The organism is Caballeronia grimmiae, assembly GCF_000698555.1.
Classification (GTDB): Bacteria; Pseudomonadota; Gammaproteobacteria; order Burkholderiales; family Burkholderiaceae; genus Caballeronia; species Caballeronia grimmiae.
The window spans coordinates 17,515-37,134 of record NZ_JFHE01000037.1 but is presented as its reverse complement, the minus strand read 5'-3'; the positions used below and the strand labels follow the sequence as shown (position 1 = coordinate 37,134).

Genomic DNA, 19,620 nt, shown 5'->3' with positions numbered 1-19,620 from the left:
CCAGCGGATGGTTTCCGGGCGTTCATTTTAGGAGAAGTACATGGGAAAACTCGGCCTGTCGCGTCGTGGTTTTCTGAAGGCGGGCGCGCTCGCGGGCGTGTCGGTTTTCATTGCGCCCCTGGGCAGCCGCGCGTTCGCGGCCCTGTTCGAAGAAAAGATCCTGACACCCGTGCAGTGGGATGCGGCGAGTGGCAACGCGAAGTTCCGCATCGACGGCGTCGCGAAAGTAACGGGCGCGAAAGTGTTCGCTCGCGACATCCGCGCGAAGGACATGCCGCACTGGCCGCAGGAGCAGTCGCACGCGCTCGTTCTGCGCACGACGCTCGCGGATCGTACTTACGCGGGCATCGATCTCTCGTCGCTCGACGGCGGGCTCGCGCCTGATCGCGTCGTTACGGCCGACGATCTGGCGCGCGACAAGCTCGCGTTTCCCGCTTTCTACGGCGACGACATGTTGTTGCCTGCCGGCAAGACCCCCGCGTATCTGGGGCAGGCGGTCGCGATTCTGATCTATCACGATTTCGCGCGCTTCCGTCTCGCGAAGGACAAGCTGCAGTTCCGCGAAGGCGTCGTCCGTTACGGCGAGCGCACGGCGTTCGTCGAGCGCGATCCGTGGGCGACGTTCCGCTTCGTGCGCGTCGGCGGCAAGACGCCGTATGACGACGACACCTTCTCCAGCATGAAGGACTCGCCGCTCTTCCCGCACATGATGAAGAAGCGCGAGCCGGTTTGGACCGATGCCCACGAGCACGGCAAGCTCGACGAGCAGGGCGTGTTTCACGCGCAGGCCATCGCCGAGGAGCTGGATCATCCGCCGGCGGAATGGCTCGTGGTGGATCGCGCGTACAAGACGCAATCTGTCGATACGGCCGCGCTCGAGCCGGACAACGCGAACTGCTGGTACGACGCCGCGACGCAATCGCTGCACATGGTCATCCCGACGCAGGGACCGCATGAAGTGGCGCAAAGCGCGCTGGAGATGGCAGGCAAGTCGCGCTTTCCGGTGAAGAACCTGTTCCTGCATCCGTGCTACACGGTCGGCTACGGCTCGAAGGATCACTACAACGTGCCGTTCTATGGTCTCGTCGCGGCCATGTACGGTGATGGCCGCCCGGTGCGCCTCGCGTTCAACTGCTTCGAGCAGTTCCAGAGTTCGCTCAAGCGCCACGCATTCGACATGCGCTATCGCATGGCGGTCGACAAGAAGACCGGCCAGATTCAGTCATTCAAGGGCGACTTCAGCGCGAACGGCGGCGGGCGCTGCAACTTCTCGCCGTCGGTGGCGATGGTCGGCGCAACCGCTGCGCAATCCATCTACTACATCCCGAAGAGCGATCTCATCGCGGTCGCGAACGCATCGCGCGCGGTCGACGCCGGCTCGGCGCGCGGCTACGGCACGCTGCAGAGCATGGCGGCCACCGAAATGATGATCGACGATATCGCCGCCCAGCTCGACATCGATCCGATCGACCTGCGCCTCAGGAACGTGATGCGCAGCGGCATGAAAAACACGCAGGGCGCGATTCCAGCCGGCGCCGTGCGCGCCGAGGACGTATTGCGCAAGGCGAAGACGCATCCGCTGTGGACGGAGCGTGCGAAGCGCAAAGTGGAATACGAGGCCGCGCATCCGGGCATGCGCTATGGCGTCGGCTTTGCCTGCACGCAGAAGGACTTCGGCACCGGCGCGGAAAGCGCGTTTGCGAAGGTCGAGTTCACGGCGGACGGGCGCATCGCGCTGTCGCACTCGGGCGCGGAAATCGGCACCGGATCGTCGACGGCGCAGGCGCTCGTCGTCGCGAAATGGCTGGGCAAGCCGGCCTCCGAGGTCCACATGGCGGTCACGGACTGGATCGATTTGCCGGTCGTGACGAGCGGCGATCCGTACATCATGTCTCAGGCGGAGCAGGAGCGCCTGAGCGCGAATCCACGCTGGTCGCCGGCTTACATGTCGCCGGCGAGCGCGACGAACTCGGCGTACTACTTCTCGCACGCCACGCGCGAGGCGGCGCGCGTCGTGTTCCGTCACGGCCTGTGGCCCGCTGCGATGGCGATCTGGTCGCAAGGCATCGGCGGCGGGCAGGCGACATCGTTCATCGTGCGTATCGAGGATGCGCGGTGGGTCGACGGCAAGCTCTCCGCCGACGGCCTCGAACCAATTGCCTTCGAGGTGCTCGCGAAGAAAGCGCACGACCTTGGCCTTGTGACGGGCGCGGTCGTGCACACGTTCAACCGCTGGCAATGGAGCGAGGCGCAATTCGATATCGCGGGCACGCCCGATCGGCTTCCGCTCGATGGCCTGTCGGTGCGCTTCGGCGGCGAAGGCGCGCAAGAGACGGGCAAGGCTGCGGCCAAGGGCTACACGGTGCTCGATCGCAAGAAGCTGATGATCCCGCCCGTGCAGCGCAATAACGCGATGGTCACGTACTACAGCGCAATCGGCACGCTCGTCGAACTGGCGGTGAACGAGGCGAGCGGCAAGGTCGAACTGCTGTCGCATCACTCGATCATGGAATGCGGCAACCAGATCTCGCCGCAACTCGTCTCGGGTCAATTGCAAGGCGGCCTCGCGATGGGCATCGGCCACGCGCTGCACGAATATCTGCCGCTCTACGAAGACGGCCCCGGCAACGGCACCTGGAACTTCAACCGCTATCACTTGCCGCTCGCAAGCGACGTGGCCGTGTGGAAACAGACCGGCGAAGTGCTGCCGCCGCTCAGTGAGACCGACCCGCCGAAGGGCATCGCCGAGGTGGTGATGATCCCGGTGGTCGGAGCCATCGTCAACGCGATCGCGCATGCGATCGGCCATCGTTTCACCGCTTTGCCGGTGACGCCGAAGAACATTCAGGAGGTGCTCGCATGACGGCCATCCAATCCGCCGCGGGCGTCGAAACACGCTCGCTCTCGATGACCATCAACGGCAACAAGGTCGGGCCGATGCAAGTCCCCTCCGGTCTGCCGATGATCGATTTCCTGCACGAGTACGCGAGCCTCACGGGCTCGCGGCTTGGCTGCGGGCAGGGCGTCTGCCACGCGTGCGTCGTCATCGTGGATCGCGCCGACGGCACGAGCGAGGAAGTGCGCACGTGCATCAATGGCGCGCATTTCTTCGATGGCAAAACCGTGCGGACCATCGAAGGCCACGCGAAGCGCAACGAGCAGGGCGAAGTCGTCGAACTGGCGCCGGTGCAGCAGAAGTTCCTCGAGCACTTCAGCTTTCAGTGCGGCTATTGCACGCCCGGCTTTGTCAACGCGGCGACCGTGCTGCTGGAGCGGCTCAAGCGCGAGCCGATAGCAAAGGATCAGATCGAAGCGACCATCATGGACGCGCTCAACGATCACATCTGCCGCTGCACCGGCTGCGTCCGTTACTACGAGGCGGTGAAGGACCTCGTGCTGTCCACGCCGGGACTCGTGAAGGACGCCGCATGATCGGATCGACCGTAACCGTCATTCGCCGCTTCTCCCGCGCAATGCGCGCGTTGCCGCTCGTTCTCGCGGCAGCCGGCGCGTTCGCGTTGTCCGCCTGCGGCAGCCATGAGAGCGCTGCGCCGAAGACCAGTTCGCCGGAACTGGTCGCGCGTGGCCGCTACCTCACGCAAGCCGCCGATTGCGCCGCGTGCCACACCTCGACGGGCGGCGCGCCGTTCGCGGGCGGCGTGAAACTGGAATCGCAGTTCGGCACGTTCCATGGCACGAACATCACGCCGGATTCGAAATACGGCATCGGCCAATGGAGCGCGGACGACTTCTACGCCGCACTTCACGACGGCAAGACGCCGAAGGGCAAGCTGTATCCGGCGATGCCGTACACGTCGTACCGGCAGATGACGCGCGAGGACAGCGATGCGATCTACGCCTATCTGATGTCGCAGAAGCCGGCGGCCGTGCCGAACATCGGCGCCGATCTCAAGTTCCCGTACAACGTGCGCTTCGCCGTGCGTTTCTGGGACTCGCTGTTCCTGAAGGATCAGTTGCCGGACGCCTCGACGGGCCGTTCCGCCGACTGGACGCGCGGCCGCTATCTGGCCAACGCGCTCGGTCACTGCACGGAATGTCACACGCCGCGCGGCGCGTTCGGTCAGCTTCAGGGCGCGCAGACGCTGCAGGGCGGAACGCTCCGACGCGTCGGTGCGCCGGACATCACGCCCGCCGCACTGGCGGCGCGCGGCTGGACCGGTCCGGACCTGCAGGCGTTCTTCTCCACCGGTTTCGCGAAGCAAGGCTCGGCGTTCAGCGAGATGCATCCGGTCGTTTATCTGAGCACGCAGCACTTGAATCCGGACGATCTGCGCGCACTGACGGTGTATCTGCTGGGCGATGCGCCGCCCGCACCCGCGCCGATGACAGTTCAGAGCGGCGATGCCGCGCAACTGGCAGCGGGCCGCAATCTGTACCTGGATTCCTGCGCCGGCTGTCACGGACGCGAGGGCGAGGGCAAGCCGCATGTCGCAGTGGCGATGAAGCAGAACTCGACGCTGCGTCAGAGCGATCCGCACAACCTGATCGTCTCGATGCTCGACGGTATCGAAGCGCGGGCGTTTCCGGGCATCGAAAGCATGCAGCACATGCCCGGTTTCGCCGGCACGTATAGCGACGAGCAGATAGCGCGGTTGACGAACTATCTGCGCGTGACGTGGGGCGGGCAGCGCAGCGACGTCACTGCCGACGAGGTGAAGTCCTTGCGCTAAAAGAGAGAAGGCCACGCAAATGCGTGGCCTTCGTCTTTTGGGATCGTCCAACTGGCTTCAGCGTGTCGTTCAAACGCGCACGCCGCGCTCCGCAAGCTGCCGCTGCAGCGCCGGCCACATCTTCGAGACTGCTTCTTCGCCTGCCAGAATCGCCGCGTTGCGCTGACTGAAGTCGCTGCTGCTCATCGCGTTGAGGTTCGGGCGAATGACCGCGTCCGCGTATTTGTCGAGTTCATAGGCCTTGATCGACTGGCCCATGATCGTGAAGGTCTGCATCAGCACGTCGAACGAACTCTGCGTGAGCGCGGTTTCCGGACGCGCGGAGATGTCGACGGCGATCACGAAATCCGCGCCCATCTTGTGCGCGAACGCAGCCGGCACCGGGCTGACTAGGCCGCCATCGACGTATTCGTGGCCGCCGATTTTCACCGGCTCGAAAATGGACGGCACGCTGCACGACGCGCGCACCGCGATGCCCGTATTGCCGCGCTGAAAGAGAATCGGCTGGCCGCTCCTGAGATCCGTGGCGACGATGCCGAGCGGCTTCGCCATCTTCTCGATCGGCCGATTGTCGAGCGTTTTGTTGAGGTAGTTCTGCAGCGCGACGCCTTGCAGGATGCCGCGCGTGCGAAAGGGCATCGCCCAGTCGCTGATCGACGCTTCGTCCATCGTCAGCGCGAGCTTGTTGATCGCAATGCCGTTCATCCCCGAAGCGTACAAGGCCGCGATCACGGAGCCCGCGCTCGTGCCGGCCACCAGATCGACCGGCACGTTGCGGGCCTCGAGCGCCTTGATCACGCCGATGTGAGCGAAGCCGCGCGCCGCGCCGCCGCCGAGCGCGAGACCGATGCGGGCCGGGCGCTGCGAAGCTGCGTTAGGCGCGGGCGTGGCCGCGACGGGCGCGCCGCCGCCGGAACTGCCGCCCGTCGTGGTGCAGGCGGCGAGAACGGACGATGCCGCCGCGAGCGAAAACGCGCGGCGCGAAAGACGAGGTGACGATGACTTCAAGGCGAACTCCAGCGGTGCGACGGGTGCGACAGGTGTGAAAGGGCCGGCTTTCGAGGACGGTTTCGCGTGCAAGGGAAAACGGCGCGCACATCATAAAACAAAGCCGGGCGGGGCGGCGCGAAGCGGTCGACGAGTATAATTTCGTCTCATTTTCTAGGTGGCGCGCGCCTCGTGCTCACGGCGCTTTTCGTTCCGTCAGAGCGCTTCGAGCACCCGATTGCGGGACGCGCGAAGGCATCGCGGTTTGCGAGCACCGGCCATCGAGTATTTCGAGAACAACGCAATGACCCAAGTCCGTACACGCTTCGCCCCGAGCCCGACCGGCTTCATCCATCTCGGCAATATCCGCTCCGCGCTTTATCCGTGGGCGTTCGCGCGCAAGATGAAGGGCACCTTCGTGCTGCGCATCGAGGACACGGACGTGGAGCGCTCAACGGAAGCATCCGTCGATGCCATTCTCGAAGGCATGGCGTGGCTCGGCCTCGACTTCGACGAAGGCCCGTTCTATCAGATGCAGCGCATGGATCGCTATCGCGAGGTCGTCGCGCAGATGCTCGAAAGCGGGCTTGCGTACCACTGCTACATGTCGACGGAAGAGCTCGACGCGTTGCGCGAGCGCCAGCGCGCCGCAGGCGAGAAGCCGCGGTACGACGGCACGTGGCGCCCGGAGCCAGGCAAGGTGCTGCCGCCGGTGCCCGAAGGCGTGCAGCCGGTCGTGCGCTTTCGCAATCCGCTGACGGGCGTCGTCGCGTGGGACGATGCAGTGAAGGGGCGCATCGAAATTTCGAACGAAGAACTCGACGATCTCGTGATCGCGCGCCCGGACGGCACGCCGACGTACAACTTCTGCGTGGTCGTCGACGATCTCGACATGAAGATTACCCACGTCATTCGCGGTGACGATCACGTGAACAACACGCCGCGCCAGATCAACATTCTGCGCGCGCTGGGCGGCGAGCCGCCGGTATACGCGCATCTGCCGACCGTGCTGAACGAGCAGGGCGAGAAGATGAGCAAGCGCCACGGCGCGATGAGCGTCGTCGGTTATCGCGATGCGGGCTATCTGCCGGAAGCGGTCGTGAACTATCTGGCGCGGCTCGGCTGGTCGCACGGCGATGCGGAAATCTTCTCGCGTGAGCAGTTCGTCGAGTGGTTCGATCTGGACCATCTCGGCAAGTCGCCGGCGCAGTACGACCACGACAAGCTCAACTGGCTGAACGCGCATTACATCAAGGAAGCGGACAACGCGCGGCTCGCGGAGCTGGCAAGGCCGTTCCTCGCGGAAGCCGGAATCGACGCCGCGGCCATCGACGGCGGCGCGCCGCTGGATCAGGTTGTCTCGCTGCTTAAGGATCGCGCATCGACGGTCAAGGAGATCGCCGAGAACGCCGCGATGTTCTATCGCGAGCCGGCCATCGATCCCGACGCCTACGCGCAGCACGTGAGCGACGCGGTGCGCCCGGCGATCGCCGATCTGCGCACGGCGCTCGAAAAGGCCGAATGGAGCAAGGAGGCGATTTCGGCCGCGTTCAAATCGACGCTGAGCGCGCACAAGCTCAAGATGCCGCAGCTCGCGATGCCGGTCCGTCTGCTCGTCGCGGGCACGACGCATACGCCGTCCATCGATGTCGTCTTGATGCTGTTCGGCCGCGAAACCGTGCTGCGCCGGCTCGGCAAGGCGGCCGCCTGAAGAAGGGGCGCGCAATGGGCGAAAGCGCCCATTGCGCGCAAAAGCGGCAGACAGGCAAAAAAAGTTCGATTGTTCGGCCAGAAGGTATTTACAAGTTCGAAAACGGCCGCTAGAATCTCGTTTCTGTTCTGCAAGGGGGTATAGCTCAGCTGGGAGAGCGCTTGCATGGCATGCAAGAGGTCAGCGGTTCGATCCCGCTTACCTCCACCAAAGAACAGATGAAGTGAATTTGCGAAGTAGTTGCCGAAACAGGAAGCCGCAAAAAATACTTCACAAGATACTCGAAGTTGTTTAGAATTTCGGTCTTCGTTGATTCGAAGCAGCAAAAGAATCAGCGAAGCAAGCTGTAAAGACAGAATCACAAGTTTCTGTCCCCTTCGTCTAGAGGCCTAGGACATCACCCTTTCACGGTGAGTACAGGGGTTCGAATCCCCTAGGGGACGCCAGAACATCGGCGGCTGCTAGTTGAAAGCGCTGCCAGTTTCATGAGCCAGGCAGGCACGTGAGACGATGAAAGAGTTGGAGCGGTAGTTCAGTTGGTTAGAATACCGGCCTGTCACGCCGGGGGTCGCGGGTTCGAGTCCCGTCCGCTCCGCCAATGCCTTGCGAGCAGGAGTAGTCCGGCTGATTAGCCGGTTTTTTTTCGCCGCAGGGTTGCAATAAGTTTGTTGTCCCCTTCGTCTAGAGGCCTAGGACATCACCCTTTCACGGTGAGTACAGGGGTTCGAATCCCCTAGGGGACGCCAGAACATCGGCGGCTGCTAGTCAAGCGCTGCACGTTTCGCGAGATTCATCACTCTCGCGGGCACGATGAAAGAGTTGGAGCGGTAGTTCAGTTGGTTAGAATACCGGCCTGTCACGCCGGGGGTCGCGGGTTCGAGTCCCGTCCGCTCCGCCAATGCCTTGCGAGCAGGAGTAGTCCGGCTGATTAGCCGGTTTTTTTTCGCCGCAGGGTTGCAATAAGTTTGTTGTCCCCTTCGTCTAGAGGCCTAGGACATCACCCTTTCACGGTGAGTACAGGGGTTCGAATCCCCTAGGGGACGCCAGAACATCGGCGGCTGCTAGTCAAGCGCTGCACGTTTCGCGAGATTCATCACTCTCGCGGGCGCGATGAAAGAGTTGGAGCGGTAGTTCAGTTGGTTAGAATACCGGCCTGTCACGCCGGGGGTCGCGGGTTCGAGTCCCGTCCGCTCCGCCAGCTCATGATGAGAAAATCCAGCCTTCGGGCTGGATTTTTTTTGCCCGTTCTCCCCGCATTTGCTGCCTGATTTCCTGATTAAGCGGAAACCACGCTGTGATCCTCGCATTTTGATTGCCAGCACGCTCGCGCTGTCATAGTGTGGAGGCACTGTCCCGTGCCTGCATGCGTGCGATGCTCGACCCGACCGAAGACCTTTCCCTCTATCAACTCCGCCAGGCGACGATGGCCGATTTCGCCTTCGCCGAAGCGCTCACGCACGACAACATGGTCGGCTACTACCGGCGGCACAACCTCGTCTGGCGCGGCGATCTGTTCCTGTCGAGCTGGCGAGAGTCGGAGAACTTCATCCTGCAAGCGGACGGCGTGCCGATCGGCATGATGCGCGTCACCGAGGAACATCATTCCCTTCATATTCGCGATGTGCAGATCGCGCAGGGCTATCGCGGGCGGGGCGCTGGCACCTTCCTGCTCAACACCGCCCATCGGTGGGCCCGGGCGCGCGGTCTGGCTGAATGCCAACTGCGTGTGTTCGTCGATAACCCCGCCGCGCGGCTCTATGTGCGCATGGGCTATCGACCGGCCGGGCCGCGGCTGGCGCAACTCGGCGCGATACGGCACATGGTGCGGCGCATCTAGGGCTTTCGACTTAGCCAATTAGAGGCTGTCGCCGTTGCCCCCGTCGCTGGAATCGCGTGCGAAGAAGGCGCGGGGGCTTTCGCCGAACGCGCGGCGGAACATCGCTGAGAACGCACTCTGACTCTGATAACCCAACTCGCGCGCAACCTGCGCGAGCGGCCGCCCCTGGCTCAAGAGCGGAATGGCACGCGCGAGTACCGCCTGCTGACGCCACTGCGAAAAGCTCACACCCAGTTCCCGCCTGAAAAGCCGCGCGATGGTCCGCGTGCTCGCGCCCGCTTCCGATGACCAGCGTTCCAGGTCCGCATGCGACGGGTCCGCGAGCACCGCGTTGCAGAGCGCGCGCAGGCGCTTCTCCGTGGGCATCGGCACGGAAAGCGGCAAGGGCTGAGAGCGGATGATTTCATCGAGCGCGAGGGTGCCGAGCAGCCGCTCGCGCTCGCGGGTGATCGGCTTGTCGTCGAGGGCTGCGATGACTTCCCGCAATAGCGGCGATACTTCAACGACACGGCACGCATCGAGGCCGGGCGGCACGACGCTGGCATCCACGTACAGCGTGCGCAGATACGCGTCCTCGACGATCACGACTTCGTGGGTCACGTTGGGCGGAACCCAGATCGCGCGCGAGGGCGGCACCATCCAGGTGGAATCGGCGGTTGCGACGCGGAGCACGCCGCGCGATGTGTACGCCACCTGCGCCCACGCATGCGTATGCAGCGCGATCCGCACGCCGGACGGCACCGGGCGCGAGCGCACGCGCATGGGATGGTCGAGCGTCGGCGAATGCTCGACGGGAATGTCGAGATGTTCGACTTCCTCGTTGATCGGCCGTGAATCGGCGAAGGACGCCATGTTCGTATCGGTCTGTGCTCGTGGTGCATGACGGCACTGGACACTGGCCGCGACCCGTCGATGTTAATCGAGCAGCGAGCGCAGCGGGTTTTTGAGCGGCGATAATGGTGGCTCACCTGATTATCGACGTGGGAGCGGTTTCTCCGATGCAATACGTTTTCGTGTACGGCACGCTGCGGGCGGGCGAAGTCAACGATATCAACGCGGCTGCACAGCGTCATGCGATTGCGGCGCCGACCAGAATCGGCGCTGCGCACGTGGCCGGCCGTCTATACGATTTCGGCTCGTATCCGGGACTGGTGCTGGACGACGCAGGCGCGCCCATTCATGGGGAGGTGTATCGGATCGAAGACGCGCTCGTGCCTGTGCTGGATGAGATCGAACACGTGTATCCGGGCGTGGAAGGGCTTTTTCGCGCACATCGATTGCACGTCGAAGTCGAGCTGGACGGCGCGGCGACGCCCATCGACTGTCTGATCTACCCGGTGACGGCGGCAGCGGCGCAAGGACTGCCGCGCATAGAAGGTGGCGACTGGATCGCGCACCGGACTGCTGGCGGCTAAGCGCAAAACGAAAGTAAAAAGCAATCTACGCCGTCACGCGACGCGCGTGCATCGCAGTGACGGCGCGACGACCCGCGCTGCGGGCCGGAAGCCGAAGCGTGTTACTCGGCGGATTGCTTCTTCGACTTGCCGTGCGACTTCTTGTGATGGCCCGACTTGCCCGACGCCGACTGGTCCATCTGCATGTCTTGCATGCTCGACTGACGCGATTGCAGCGCTTGCGCGCGCGATTCGACGTCCGCGATCGTTGCGGGATCCGTGCTCATCCGCACGCCTTGTTCGCTTTGCGCATATGCCGACGCGACTGCGCTAATGGACAACAGAACAGCCAGGGACACTTTCTTCATTTTTAGCTCCTAATAGCAGTTGAACCCGGGAATCGCCTGCCGATCCGGTTGGACAGACGCATCGAGACGAGCAAAAAGCGCTCCTGCCGATGACGGCGCGCTCGTGCGTCAATGACGACGGCGATGACGCGGGCCAGCCGGCGGGCGACGACTCCGCCTGGTCGATCGTAAGCCCAAAACAAGTACGCAAGATGTCGGACAGGCGATTTCGTCCAGCCATCGAGGTCGGAGCAAAATCATACCGGCGCATTTCAGTACTTTCTAGTCCTGATTATTTTGATATGGCACCCCTAATATAGATGCAGCCAGCGATAGACATGGAACCGGGCCAGCCCGACGAGTTCATGCAGCGCCAACTCGCTGTTTTCGAAGCTCTTGAAGCGCGGAATGAGCGTGAGCCGTGAGCGTCGGACGTCGGAGACATAGGGTTGCGGTTCATAGCCGAACGCCTCGAAAGCCCGGACAGAACGCCGCATGTGGTAAGCCGACGTGATGACGATCAAAGCGCCATCGTGCGCGTTCCCTAAGATATCGGCTACGTTCTGTGCGTTCTCGTAGGTGTTCAGGCTTTTGTTCTCGCGCGTGAGGTCGGCGGACGGCACTCCGCGCGCCAGGACGTAAGGCGCATAGTTGTCGGCTTCCGCTTGACCGTGATCCTGCGGGTCGCCGCCGCTCACGATGACGCGGCAGGACGCGCCTTTCGCGCGGCACTCGCGATAAACCTGCGCCGCGGCATCGATGCGCGGCATCGCGGCCCGCTTGGGAACGAGTCCGGCGTCGCTGCGGGAAGTGCCGCCGCCCATCAGGACAATCGTCGTTTTAGGAGCGAAGGCAGGCGGTATCGTCTTTTCATAGCCGTACTGTGCGAGGGCGAACAGCGGCCTCGCGAACCAGCCTGTACCGAAGCCCCAGGCGAGCAACAGGCCAACGATGGCGATCTGCTTGCGCCTTCGCGGCCAAAGCGCTAACAATGCGAAAAAAAGCAGCAATAAAGTAAATAGAACCAATTTGATTGGGGTAACGTATTGGTTTAAGGACAATTCGCTCCGTCATCGTGTTTTCGAGAGCGCATCGGCGGGGATGTAGAAGGCGCGTGATCAGCGCGCGTCAACGGGGGTTTTAAGAGAAAGCAGCACCTAACGCAAGCGGTGGCCAAACATTCAGGCTGCGAACGGCGGTTTCGCTCGTCAGCGCGAAATTCGGCGCGCCGCGTTTAGTCGACGTCGCGGGCTGTCTTGCGACCGTCACGAGCGTCGTCATGGCTGCACAGGAAGAAAGAACGAGATGACCACGTATTCCAACGAAGCCGTACTCGAAGCACTTCGCCGAGCCCAGTATCGTCAAGTTCCGTGGGCGAAACGCCCCAACGTTTTCGACCGTCTCCGCGCCCTCGGGCTGCTCGAACTCGCGCGGCAACGAACCGTCGCGCCGGCGCCCGGGTTCCACGCGCCAGTCGATATCGCCGTCGTCACCGAGCGTGGAAAGCAAGAATTTTCGCGGCTGTCGAGAGATGAGCGTTCAACCGACTGGGATTTGCGCCGTGCCGAGCCATACACGTTCGGCGGGCACGAAGCGATGCTCGAAGCGAGAATCTAGTCAGCGCCCCTGGACGGCGCGGACCGATCGGTGAACGGGCCGAGGGGCAGCGTCGTCGCTGGTATGGGCGGTGAAGGTCAAAAAAAGCCCGTATCCTGGGGATACGGGCAGACCGGATATCACTGTTGCCATGCTGTGCTCATGGCATAAGGTGTGACTGATGCCGGCGCGCGTGGTTCCGCGATAACGAACCGCCGCAATCAGTGTTGCGGTGAGCGTTCCTCGCGATCGTTGTCCGGCCGAGCGCGGGCATTGCTCGCGATATCCCCGCGCAGGTCGCCGCGCGGCGCGGGCGGTGTCGCAGTGCGGGCGCGCGCTGCATTCTGTTGCGAAGCCGCCGACGTGCGGGCGCCCAAACGCAATTCCGATGATGCGAGCGGCGGCTGGGCCTGGCCGGCTGCCGCTACGCCGGCGAGCGCAAGCAGCGCGCCCCGGACGAGCAGAGTCGATGCCTTCATGGAAAGTCCTTCGAGTCCTCGTGGACGTGTTTACCCACTCCACAAGCTATGCCTCGTCGGATCGTGCCGCTGTAAGCAATGGTAAAGAGATGTATCGCGTAAAGCGGCTAGCGCTCTTGCGAGAGAAAAGAGTTACGACGCGCGCAGAGGAAGAGAGACAGCCGTAGCCGGCGCGCACCCGGCTACGACCGAAGCAACTGACTCAGGCCATCTTCGCGGGCGCGCGCCAGGATTCCGGATTGGTCCAGAAAGCGCCGCGCAAGCGGTCACGGCTGGGCGGTGCGGGCGGCTTCACTGCGCTCGAACCGATGCGTCCGCGCAGCGAAACCTCGCGGCCGTTGCTCGACAGCCGTTTCACAATTTCCGCGAGCGTGCCATCGGCTTGCCATTCGTCGAAGCGACGACGGCAGGTAGGCGGCGAAGGATAACGGCCAGGAAGCTTCGACCAGCCTTCGCCGGTCGACAATACCCACAGCACGGCGTTCACCACCGAGCGCGCTTCGACGCGCGGACGGCCGCGCCGTTCGCTACGCGCCGGCTCGGAACAGAACAACGCCTCGACCAGCGCCCACTCGTTATCTCTCAAATCGTCGAACAGCACCATATCTCACCTCAGCGAAGCTAACCCCGGTGCGCTGCCCCGCGCCGCGCACTCTGGTCGGAATCCGATGAACGAATACCAAGGAAAGGCCGAAGCGGCCGCGGCAGTGCTGCGAGATGTCCGCGTATGGCTCCGACCTTTGTGCGCAATGAAATGCGAGAACCGTGCCATGCGTATCGCGAAATCCCGGGAACCCGCATGGCACTAGGCTGACGCGATGCCAGCATGGCCCGTATCAGACCCGAAACGGATTGATTAAGAAATCGGGACAATCACCAATCCTGTGCAGCAGGCCCATCCGCCGTGCGTTCGATGCGGATTGCTGCACCGCAGCGAAACCGGGGCCGATAAGCGAGCGGCGACGCAGCACCCCTATAATCCGGCATGAAAACCGGCTATTGATGACTCTCTGTAATGAACGCGCCTCTGAACGTGACGTTGCGGCAATTGCGCGTCTTTATCGAAGTATCCCGGCTGCGCAGCTTCAGCCGCGCGGGCGATGAAATCGGCCTCACGCAATCGGCGGTCAGCCGCTGCGTGCGAGAGCTCGAAGGCGAGATCGGCCTGAAACTGATCGACCGGACGACGCGCGAGGTGCAATTGACGGACGTCGGCGTCGATCTCGTCGGCACGGTATCGCGGCTGCTCGCCGATCTCGACGAAGCGTTGCGCGAGGTGCGCGATCTCGGCCAGCAACGTCGCGGACGCGTGATCGTCGCCGCAAGTCCGACGGTCGCGTGCCGGCTGATGCCGCGCGTGATCGCCTCGTGTCTGCGGCAGCATCCGCTCATCACCCTGAGTCTGCGCGATGACGTGCAGTCCGACGTGGTCCGCAAGGTCAAGTCTGGCGAAGTGGACTTCGGCGTCGTGATCGGGCCGTTCGCTGCCGACGAGCTCGAGTGCCAACCGGTGATGACCGATTCCTTCTGTCTCGTCGCGCGACGCGATCATCCGCTCGCGCAGGAGCGCGCCGCGCCCTGGGCGGCGCTCGCGGGCCAACGGCTGGTGATGCTCGACTATGCGTCCGGCAGCCGGCCGATCATCGATGCCGTCATGCAGGAACATGGCGTCGACGCGCACGTCGTTCAGGAACTGGGTCATTCGGCGACCGTGTTCGGTCTCGTGGAGGCGGGCGTCGGCGTCAGTGTGTTGCCTTGGCTCGCGCTGCCGCTGCCGGCCGAGTCATCGCTTGTCGCGTTGCCGCTCGAGCCGCGCGCCGAGCGCACCGTCGAGCTGGTGCGCCGGCGCGACCGTTCATTGTCGCCTGCGGCCGAATCGGTCTGGGCGTTGATCGCGGGGCTGCCTGCGCGCGCGGAAGAACTGGAATAAGGCCCGAATATGGCCGCAACGAGCGGCAGGCCATCTCGAAATCGACGCGGCCGCGTTAGACTTCGTTTTTTTCGATGGAGCGGGCGATGAGTGAATCGGAAGGCGCGGTGATCGTTGAATTGAGCGGCTTGACGGGCGCGCAGGCGGACATGCGCGGCGCACCCAACGCGCGCGATGCCGTGCGGGCGCTGCGGCCTTCGCAGATTCGCGAAGTGGCGAACGCGGGGTTCGGCGTGCCCGACGTGCTGCCATTCTGGTTCGGCGAGTCGGACCGCGTCACGCCGCCTTTTATCCGCGATGCCGCGAGCCGCGCGCTCGCCGATGGCGCAACGTTCTACACGCACAATCTCGGCATCGCGCCGCTGCGCGAGGCGCTGGGGCGCTATGTCAGCGCACTGCACGGCGCGACGCCCGCGGAAAACATCGCGGTGACGAGCGCCGGAGTCAATGCGCTGATGCTGGCGGCGCAGCTCGTCGTCGGCGCGGGCGATCGCGTGGTGGCGGTGACGCCGCTCTGGCCGAACCTCGTCGAAATCCCGAAGATCCTGGGCGCGACGGTCGACACGGTCTCGCTGAGTTACGGCCCGCGCGGCTGGACTTTGGACGTCGAGCAACTGCTCGCTGCGCTGACGCCCTCCACGCGCATGCTGATGATCAACTCGCCGAACAACCCGACCGGCTGGACGATGACGCGCGACGAGCAACGCATCGTGCTCGAGCATTGCCGGCGGCACGGCATCTGGATCGTCGCGGACGAAGTCTATGAGCGGCTCTACTACGGCGCAGGCGCAACGGTCGCGCCGTCGTTCCTGGACCTCGCGGCGCGCGACGAACGCGTGATCGCGGTCAATTCGTTCTCGAAGGCGTGGCTCATGACCGGCTGGCGTCTCGGCTGGATCGTGGCGCCGACGGCCTTGATGGACGATCTCGGCAAACTGGTCGAATACAACACGTCATGCGCGCCGTCGTTCGTGCAGCAGGCAGGCATCGTCGCGGTGGAGCAGGGCGAAGCCTTCACGCAATCGCTCGTCGCCGATCTGCGGGCAAGCCGCGATCACCTCGTCAAGGCGCTGCAAAGCATCGACGGTGTCGATGTCCGCGCGCCCGACGGCGCGATGTACGTGTTCTTCTCGCTGCCCGGCGCGTCGGACAGTCTGGCGCTGTGCAAGGCGCTGGTGCGCGAGGCGGGGCTCGGACTTGCGCCGGGCAGCGCATTCGGCGCGGAAGGCGAAGGTTTCGTGCGCTGGTGCTATGCCTGCGACCCCGCGCGACTCGACGAAGGCGTCGAACGCTTGCGGCGTTTTCTCGCGCTACGCGCCTGACGAGTGAGCGCCGGGGCAGGGAATCAATCACCTTTACGCCCCGGTTCTTTTTGCGTAATATGGCGCTCAGTCATGCGCTTTCGCCTAGGAAAGCGCCACCTCGTCCGGCTGGGATGGCCCGGCGATTCGCTCACCGATCGCCCATTGATGCCTCCCCCCGGTGCGTGCTCCCAATCAATATGACCGATCAATCGGGCGAGCGCGTCTGAAACTCCGCGTCCAGCTTTATCGCGTGCACCGCTGCGGTGCCGTTTGAATCCGCTCAGGCTCGATTTGAAATTGGATCATTGACCATACAGGGTTGACCCAAGCTGCATGAATACCCAAGAGGCGAAAATCGTCCTCGAGACCGCTTTGATCTGCGCGCAGGAGCCACTGCGGCTGAGTGAGTTGCGCAAGCTCTTCGCCGAAGACATATCGGCGGATACCGTGCGTACGCTGCTCGAAGAGCTCCAGGCCGCATGGTCGGACCGCGGCGTCGAACTCGTGGCGCTCGCGTCGGGATGGCGCTTTCAAAGCAAGGCCGCCATGCGGACTTATCTCGATCGGCTGCATCCGGAAAAGCCGCCGAAGTATTCGCGCGCCGTCATGGAAACGCTGGCTATCATTGCTTATCGGCAACCGGTGACGCGCGGCGATATCGAGGAGATTCGCGGCGTCACGGTCAATACGCAAGTGGTCAAGCAATTGGAAGATCGCGGATGGATCGAGGTGATCGGCCATCGAGACGTTCCCGGCCGGCCCGCGCTCTACGCGACGACCAAGCAGTTTCTCGACGATCTCGGCCTCACCGCGCTCGACGAACTGCCCGCGCTGGACAATCCGTCGTCGCAACTGGAAGCATCGTTGCTCGCGCAGCATTCGATCAATTTCCCGGATGGCGCGGCGGCGCAGGCGTCGCTGAACGACGCCGCGAGCGAAAGCGGCGAGCAGGACGCGCAGGTAGCGGATATCGATCAAACCGCCGCAGAGGCAGCGGAAAGTAACGAAAAAGCCGGAACGGATCATGCGAACGTGGAGGGCGAGACCGCCGCTTCGTCGCTGACCGAATTTCGCGTGCAGCCGCTGAAGCCGGAGCACGAAGCCGCCGACGCCGGCAGCGCGGATGCGGCTCGCGAGGCGCACGGCGACGAACAGGCCGCACGCCCGTCGTCCGGCGTCGACCTGACCGACGACGATTCCGAAGAGGAACCGAAGGCGCGCCGCGCCTGATGCAATTGCATGGCCCCTGATTCACCCGGTCTTCGATAAAAGATTACGTCGAAGACGGAGGCCGGTCCGATCAGTGGATATTTTTGGCGCGTCCGCCCGGGCGCGCACTTCGACATTTGAGGTTGTTTTGACACACTCCCACGACAGCGATTCGCCCGAATCCGCGCGGCCCATGCACGCCGCGGACGCCCATGACTCGGCCGATGCCGGCGAACGCACGCGCAGCGACGAGAGCGCCGACGGCGACGATCGTCCGCGCCGCGGCCTGCGTCGCGGGCCGCGCAGTCTGATCGCGCGACGCCGCGCTGTCGCCAAGACCAAGGGCGCCGAAGGCGCGCCCGCCGCGCCGGGCGCGGTGACGGAAGCGCCGCCCGATGGCGTCGTCGTCGCGCAGGTACGCATGCCGCGCAAGGACGCGAGCGCGAAGACGCCGCGTAACGCCGGCGGCGAGCCGCAAACCGAAAAGCAGGGCGAGAAGCCCGCGCGCAAGCAAGGCGGGCGCAAGAACGCGCGCCCCAACCCGGGCGAGGCGGGAATCGAGGCATCGGGCGAAACGGCAGCCGCCGGACCGCGCGAAGGCGGTCGTCGCAAGGCGCCCCAGCAGACCCGCGACAAGCAGGACAAGCGCGGCAAGCGCAACGATGCGGGCCCGGCGACGGTCGAGAAGGCCGCCGCGGCTGCCGTCGACGACGTGTTCGCTTACGTGACGTCGCCCGCATTCGACGCGGACAACGGTTCTGGCGGCGTGCGTGCGCCGATGCTGCGCCGCGGCCGCAATGCCACCCAGCAAAAGCGCGTGCTCGAGCCGGACGACGACACACCGAAGCTCCACAAGGTTCTCGCCGATGCGGGCATGGGCTCGCGTCGCGACATGGAAGAACTGATCATCGCGGGGCGGGTGTCGGTGAATGGCGAGCCGGCGCACATCGGCCAGCGGATCATGCCGACGGACCAGGTGCGCGTCAACGGCAAGCCGCTCAAGCGCAAGCTCGCGAGCAAGCCGCCGCGCATCTTGCTGTATCACAAGCCGACGGGTGAGATCGTCAGCCACGCGGACCCGGAAGGGCGTCCCTCGGTGTTCGACAAGCTCCCGTCGATGAAAACGGCCAAGTGGCTCGCGGTCGGCCGCCTCGACTTCAATACCGAAGGCTTGCTGCTGCTCACCACCTCGGGCGACCTCGCGAACCGCTTCATGCATCCGCGATACAGCGTCGAGCGCGAGTACGCGGTGCGCGTCGTCGGCCAGTTGTCGGAGGCGATGAAGCAGAAGCTGCTGAAGGGCGTCGAACTCGACGACGGCCCCGCGAACTTCCTGCGCATTCAGGACGGCGGCGGAGAAGGCACGAATCACTGGTATCACGTCGCGCTGGCGGAAGGCCGCAATCGCGAAGTGCGCCGGATGTTCGAAGCGGCCGGCCTGATGGTCAGCCGCCTGATCCGCACGCGTCACGGTCCGATCGCGCTGCCGCGCGGCCTAAAACGCGGCAAGTGGGAAGAGCTCGAAGACAATCAGGTGCGCAGTCTCATGGAGTCGGTGGGTCTGAAGGCCCCGGTCGCCGAGAAGGGTGGACGCAGTTCGACGCCGCGTGTGCAGCCCGATCCGATGCAAACCTCGATGGGCTTCATCACGCGTGAGCCGGTGCTGAGTTCGCACTTGCGCATGGCGCAAACGCCGGTTCGCGGCGGGCGGCGCGGCGCGGCGGGCGGCATGCCGGGCGGGTTCGGCATGGGCAGCGGTTTCGGCGGGAACAGCGTCAATGCGGGCGGTTCCGGCCGGCGCGGTGGCCAGGAAGCGAACGGCAATCGCGCCGGCGGCGAGCCCAACGGCAACCGCGCGAACAGCGGCGGTCGTGGTCCGGGTCAGCGCGGCGCTCGTCCGCAAGGCGGCCCGCAAGGTGCGAATGGCCCGGCCAAGCGCGCAAGCGGCAATGGCCCGCGCGGCGGCAATCGTCAGGGCGGCGGACAGCAGCCCGCTGCGACGCAGGGCAAGGCCGGCGCGGGTCGTGGCGGTCCGCGCAATCGCTCGCGCGGACGATGAAAACCCGTTCGTCGCCTGACCGGGCGACGAACCGGAGCGGTCGATAGCGGCGCTATCGGCCGAATTCGAAAGCGCG

17 protein-coding genes and 7 tRNA genes are annotated in these 19,620 nt (G+C 64.4%); 18 read left to right on the top strand and 6 right to left on the bottom strand.

Annotation, left to right across the window (positions count from 1 at the left end):
- Positions 1–40 precede the first annotated feature (40 nt).
- Genes BG57_RS25125 through BG57_RS25115 form a run of 3 tightly spaced genes read left to right on the top strand, consistent with a single transcriptional unit; the run spans position 41 to position 4,691 of the window.
- Positions 41–2,863, top strand: a complete 2,823-nt coding sequence (locus BG57_RS25125) for a xanthine dehydrogenase family protein molybdopterin-binding subunit (RefSeq protein ID WP_035969224.1) — start codon at positions 41–43, stop codon at positions 2,861–2,863.
- Positions 2,860–3,432, top strand: coding sequence for a (2Fe-2S)-binding protein (locus BG57_RS25120; protein WP_035969222.1), 573 nt, complete (start codon positions 2,860–2,862; stop codon positions 3,430–3,432). Before BG57_RS25125 ends, BG57_RS25120 begins: the two co-directional genes overlap by 4 nt.
- Positions 3,429–4,691: a c-type cytochrome gene (locus BG57_RS25115; protein WP_035969220.1), complete on the top strand. Its 1,263-nt coding sequence runs from the start codon at positions 3,429–3,431 to the stop codon at positions 4,689–4,691. The genes BG57_RS25120 and BG57_RS25115 overlap by 4 nt, the downstream gene beginning before the upstream one ends.
- A gap of 69 nt (positions 4,692–4,760) precedes the next feature.
- Here the strand turns inward: BG57_RS25115 and BG57_RS25110 are convergent, their stop codons facing one another.
- Positions 4,761–5,699, bottom strand: a complete 939-nt coding sequence (locus BG57_RS25110; protein ID WP_035969218.1) for a patatin-like phospholipase family protein — start codon at positions 5,697–5,699, stop codon at positions 4,761–4,763.
- A 283-nt stretch (positions 5,700–5,982) separates the two neighbouring features.
- Between BG57_RS25110 and gltX the strand changes: the two genes are divergently transcribed.
- From gltX to BG57_RS25065, 9 genes are all read left to right on the top strand, one after another.
- Complete coding sequence (gltX, locus tag BG57_RS25105; RefSeq protein ID WP_035969216.1) at positions 5,983–7,389, top strand: glutamate--tRNA ligase; 1,407 nt, start codon at positions 5,983–5,985, stop codon at positions 7,387–7,389.
- Positions 7,390–7,523: 134 nt separating this feature from the next.
- Positions 7,524–7,599: transfer RNA gene (locus BG57_RS25100), tRNA-Ala, on the top strand.
- Positions 7,600–7,759: 160 nt separating this feature from the next.
- Positions 7,760–7,835 (top strand) — tRNA-Glu (locus BG57_RS25095).
- A 75-nt stretch (positions 7,836–7,910) separates the two neighbouring features.
- A tRNA-Asp gene (locus tag BG57_RS25090) sits at positions 7,911–7,987 on the top strand.
- Between the two features lie 72 nt (positions 7,988–8,059).
- Positions 8,060–8,135: transfer RNA gene (locus tag BG57_RS25085), tRNA-Glu, on the top strand.
- Between the two features lie 75 nt (positions 8,136–8,210).
- Positions 8,211–8,287 (top strand) — tRNA-Asp (locus BG57_RS25080).
- A 72-nt stretch (positions 8,288–8,359) separates the two neighbouring features.
- Positions 8,360–8,435, top strand: a tRNA-Glu gene (locus tag BG57_RS25075).
- Positions 8,436–8,510: 75 nt separating this feature from the next.
- Positions 8,511–8,587, top strand: a tRNA-Asp gene (locus tag BG57_RS25070).
- 174 nt (positions 8,588–8,761) lie between these two features.
- Positions 8,762–9,226, top strand: a complete 465-nt coding sequence (locus tag BG57_RS25065) for a GNAT family N-acetyltransferase (protein WP_035969266.1) — start codon at positions 8,762–8,764, stop codon at positions 9,224–9,226.
- A gap of 18 nt (positions 9,227–9,244) precedes the next feature.
- On the opposite strand, the gene BG57_RS25060 is transcribed toward BG57_RS25065, so the two are convergent.
- On the bottom strand, positions 9,245–10,078 hold the full coding sequence (locus BG57_RS25060; protein ID WP_035969215.1) for an AraC family transcriptional regulator: 834 nt from the start codon (positions 10,076–10,078) through the stop codon (positions 9,245–9,247).
- Between the two features lie 146 nt (positions 10,079–10,224).
- Here BG57_RS25060 and BG57_RS25055 point away from each other — a divergent pair, with 146 nt between their 5' ends.
- Positions 10,225–10,641 carry a gamma-glutamylcyclotransferase family protein gene (locus tag BG57_RS25055; protein ID WP_035969213.1) on the top strand — a complete coding sequence of 139 codons (417 nt, stop codon included), beginning with the start codon at positions 10,225–10,227 and terminating at the stop codon, positions 10,639–10,641.
- 101 nt (positions 10,642–10,742) lie between these two features.
- On the opposite strand, the gene BG57_RS25050 is transcribed toward BG57_RS25055, so the two are convergent.
- On the bottom strand, positions 10,743–10,988 hold the full coding sequence (locus BG57_RS25050; protein WP_035969211.1) for a hypothetical protein: 246 nt from the start codon (positions 10,986–10,988) through the stop codon (positions 10,743–10,745).
- 290 nt (positions 10,989–11,278) lie between these two features.
- Positions 11,279–12,028 (bottom strand): YdcF family protein, encoded by a 750-nt coding sequence (locus tag BG57_RS25045; protein WP_075583200.1) that lies wholly within the window; start codon positions 12,026–12,028, stop codon positions 11,279–11,281.
- Between the two features lie 244 nt (positions 12,029–12,272).
- On the opposite strand from BG57_RS25045, the gene BG57_RS33915 reads away from it, so the two are divergent.
- Complete coding sequence (locus BG57_RS33915) at positions 12,273–12,584, top strand: hypothetical protein (RefSeq protein ID WP_035969206.1); 312 nt, start codon at positions 12,273–12,275, stop codon at positions 12,582–12,584.
- Between the two features lie 200 nt (positions 12,585–12,784).
- Here the strand turns inward: BG57_RS33915 and BG57_RS25035 are convergent, their stop codons facing one another.
- Both BG57_RS25035 and BG57_RS25030 read right to left on the bottom strand, forming a co-directional pair.
- On the bottom strand, positions 12,785–13,042 hold the full coding sequence (locus BG57_RS25035; RefSeq protein ID WP_035969204.1) for a hypothetical protein: 258 nt from the start codon (positions 13,040–13,042) through the stop codon (positions 12,785–12,787).
- 202 nt (positions 13,043–13,244) lie between these two features.
- Entirely contained in the window at positions 13,245–13,646 is a 402-nt protein-coding gene (locus BG57_RS25030) for a transposase (protein WP_035969202.1), read from the bottom strand.
- Positions 13,647–14,069: 423 nt separating this feature from the next.
- Between BG57_RS25030 and BG57_RS25025 the strand changes: the two genes are divergently transcribed.
- The 4 genes from BG57_RS25025 to rluB all read left to right on the top strand — a co-directional run bounded on the left by BG57_RS25025 (position 14,070) and on the right by rluB (position 19,544).
- Positions 14,070–14,972, top strand: coding sequence for a LysR family transcriptional regulator (locus tag BG57_RS25025; protein WP_035969264.1), 903 nt, complete (start codon positions 14,070–14,072; stop codon positions 14,970–14,972).
- Positions 14,973–15,058: 86 nt separating this feature from the next.
- Positions 15,059–16,294, top strand: a complete 1,236-nt coding sequence (locus BG57_RS25020; RefSeq protein ID WP_081850983.1) for a pyridoxal phosphate-dependent aminotransferase — start codon at positions 15,059–15,061, stop codon at positions 16,292–16,294.
- A gap of 315 nt (positions 16,295–16,609) precedes the next feature.
- Complete coding sequence (scpB, locus tag BG57_RS25015) at positions 16,610–17,506, top strand: SMC-Scp complex subunit ScpB (RefSeq protein ID WP_035969200.1); 897 nt, start codon at positions 16,610–16,612, stop codon at positions 17,504–17,506.
- 172 nt (positions 17,507–17,678) lie between these two features.
- Positions 17,679–19,544: a 23S rRNA pseudouridine(2605) synthase RluB gene (gene rluB / locus BG57_RS25010; RefSeq protein ID WP_052005984.1), complete on the top strand. Its 1,866-nt coding sequence runs from the start codon at positions 17,679–17,681 to the stop codon at positions 19,542–19,544.
- Positions 19,545–19,620: the final 76 nt, after the last annotated feature.

Excerpts from the sequence above, each read along its gene's own strand:
- BG57_RS25020 (WP_081850983.1), top strand. The coding sequence starts at position 15,059 with ATGAGTGAATCGGAAGGCGCGGTGATCGTTGAATTGAGCGGCTTGACG.
- gltX (WP_035969216.1), top strand. The coding sequence starts at position 5,983 with ATGACCCAAGTCCGTACACGCTTCGCCCCGAGCCCGACCGGCTTCATC.
- BG57_RS25125 (WP_035969224.1), top strand. The coding sequence starts at position 41 with ATGGGAAAACTCGGCCTGTCGCGTCGTGGTTTTCTGAAGGCGGGCGCG.
- BG57_RS25065 (WP_035969266.1), top strand. The coding sequence starts at position 8,762 with ATGCTCGACCCGACCGAAGACCTTTCCCTCTATCAACTCCGCCAGGCG.
- BG57_RS25055 (WP_035969213.1), top strand. The coding sequence starts at position 10,225 with ATGCAATACGTTTTCGTGTACGGCACGCTGCGGGCGGGCGAAGTCAAC.
- BG57_RS25030 (WP_035969202.1), bottom strand. The coding sequence starts at position 13,646 with ATGGTGCTGTTCGACGATTTGAGAGATAACGAGTGGGCGCTGGTCGAG.
- BG57_RS25060 (WP_035969215.1), bottom strand. The coding sequence starts at position 10,078 with ATGGCGTCCTTCGCCGATTCACGGCCGATCAACGAGGAAGTCGAACAT.
- rluB (WP_052005984.1), top strand. The coding sequence starts at position 17,679 with ATGCACGCCGCGGACGCCCATGACTCGGCCGATGCCGGCGAACGCACG.
- scpB (WP_035969200.1), top strand. The coding sequence starts at position 16,610 with ATGAATACCCAAGAGGCGAAAATCGTCCTCGAGACCGCTTTGATCTGC.
- BG57_RS25050 (WP_035969211.1), bottom strand. The coding sequence starts at position 10,988 with ATGAAGAAAGTGTCCCTGGCTGTTCTGTTGTCCATTAGCGCAGTCGCG.
- BG57_RS25115 (WP_035969220.1), top strand. The coding sequence starts at position 3,429 with ATGATCGGATCGACCGTAACCGTCATTCGCCGCTTCTCCCGCGCAATG.
- BG57_RS33915 (WP_035969206.1), top strand. The coding sequence starts at position 12,273 with ATGACCACGTATTCCAACGAAGCCGTACTCGAAGCACTTCGCCGAGCC.
- BG57_RS25120 (WP_035969222.1), top strand. The coding sequence starts at position 2,860 with ATGACGGCCATCCAATCCGCCGCGGGCGTCGAAACACGCTCGCTCTCG.
- BG57_RS25035 (WP_035969204.1), bottom strand. The coding sequence starts at position 13,042 with ATGAAGGCATCGACTCTGCTCGTCCGGGGCGCGCTGCTTGCGCTCGCC.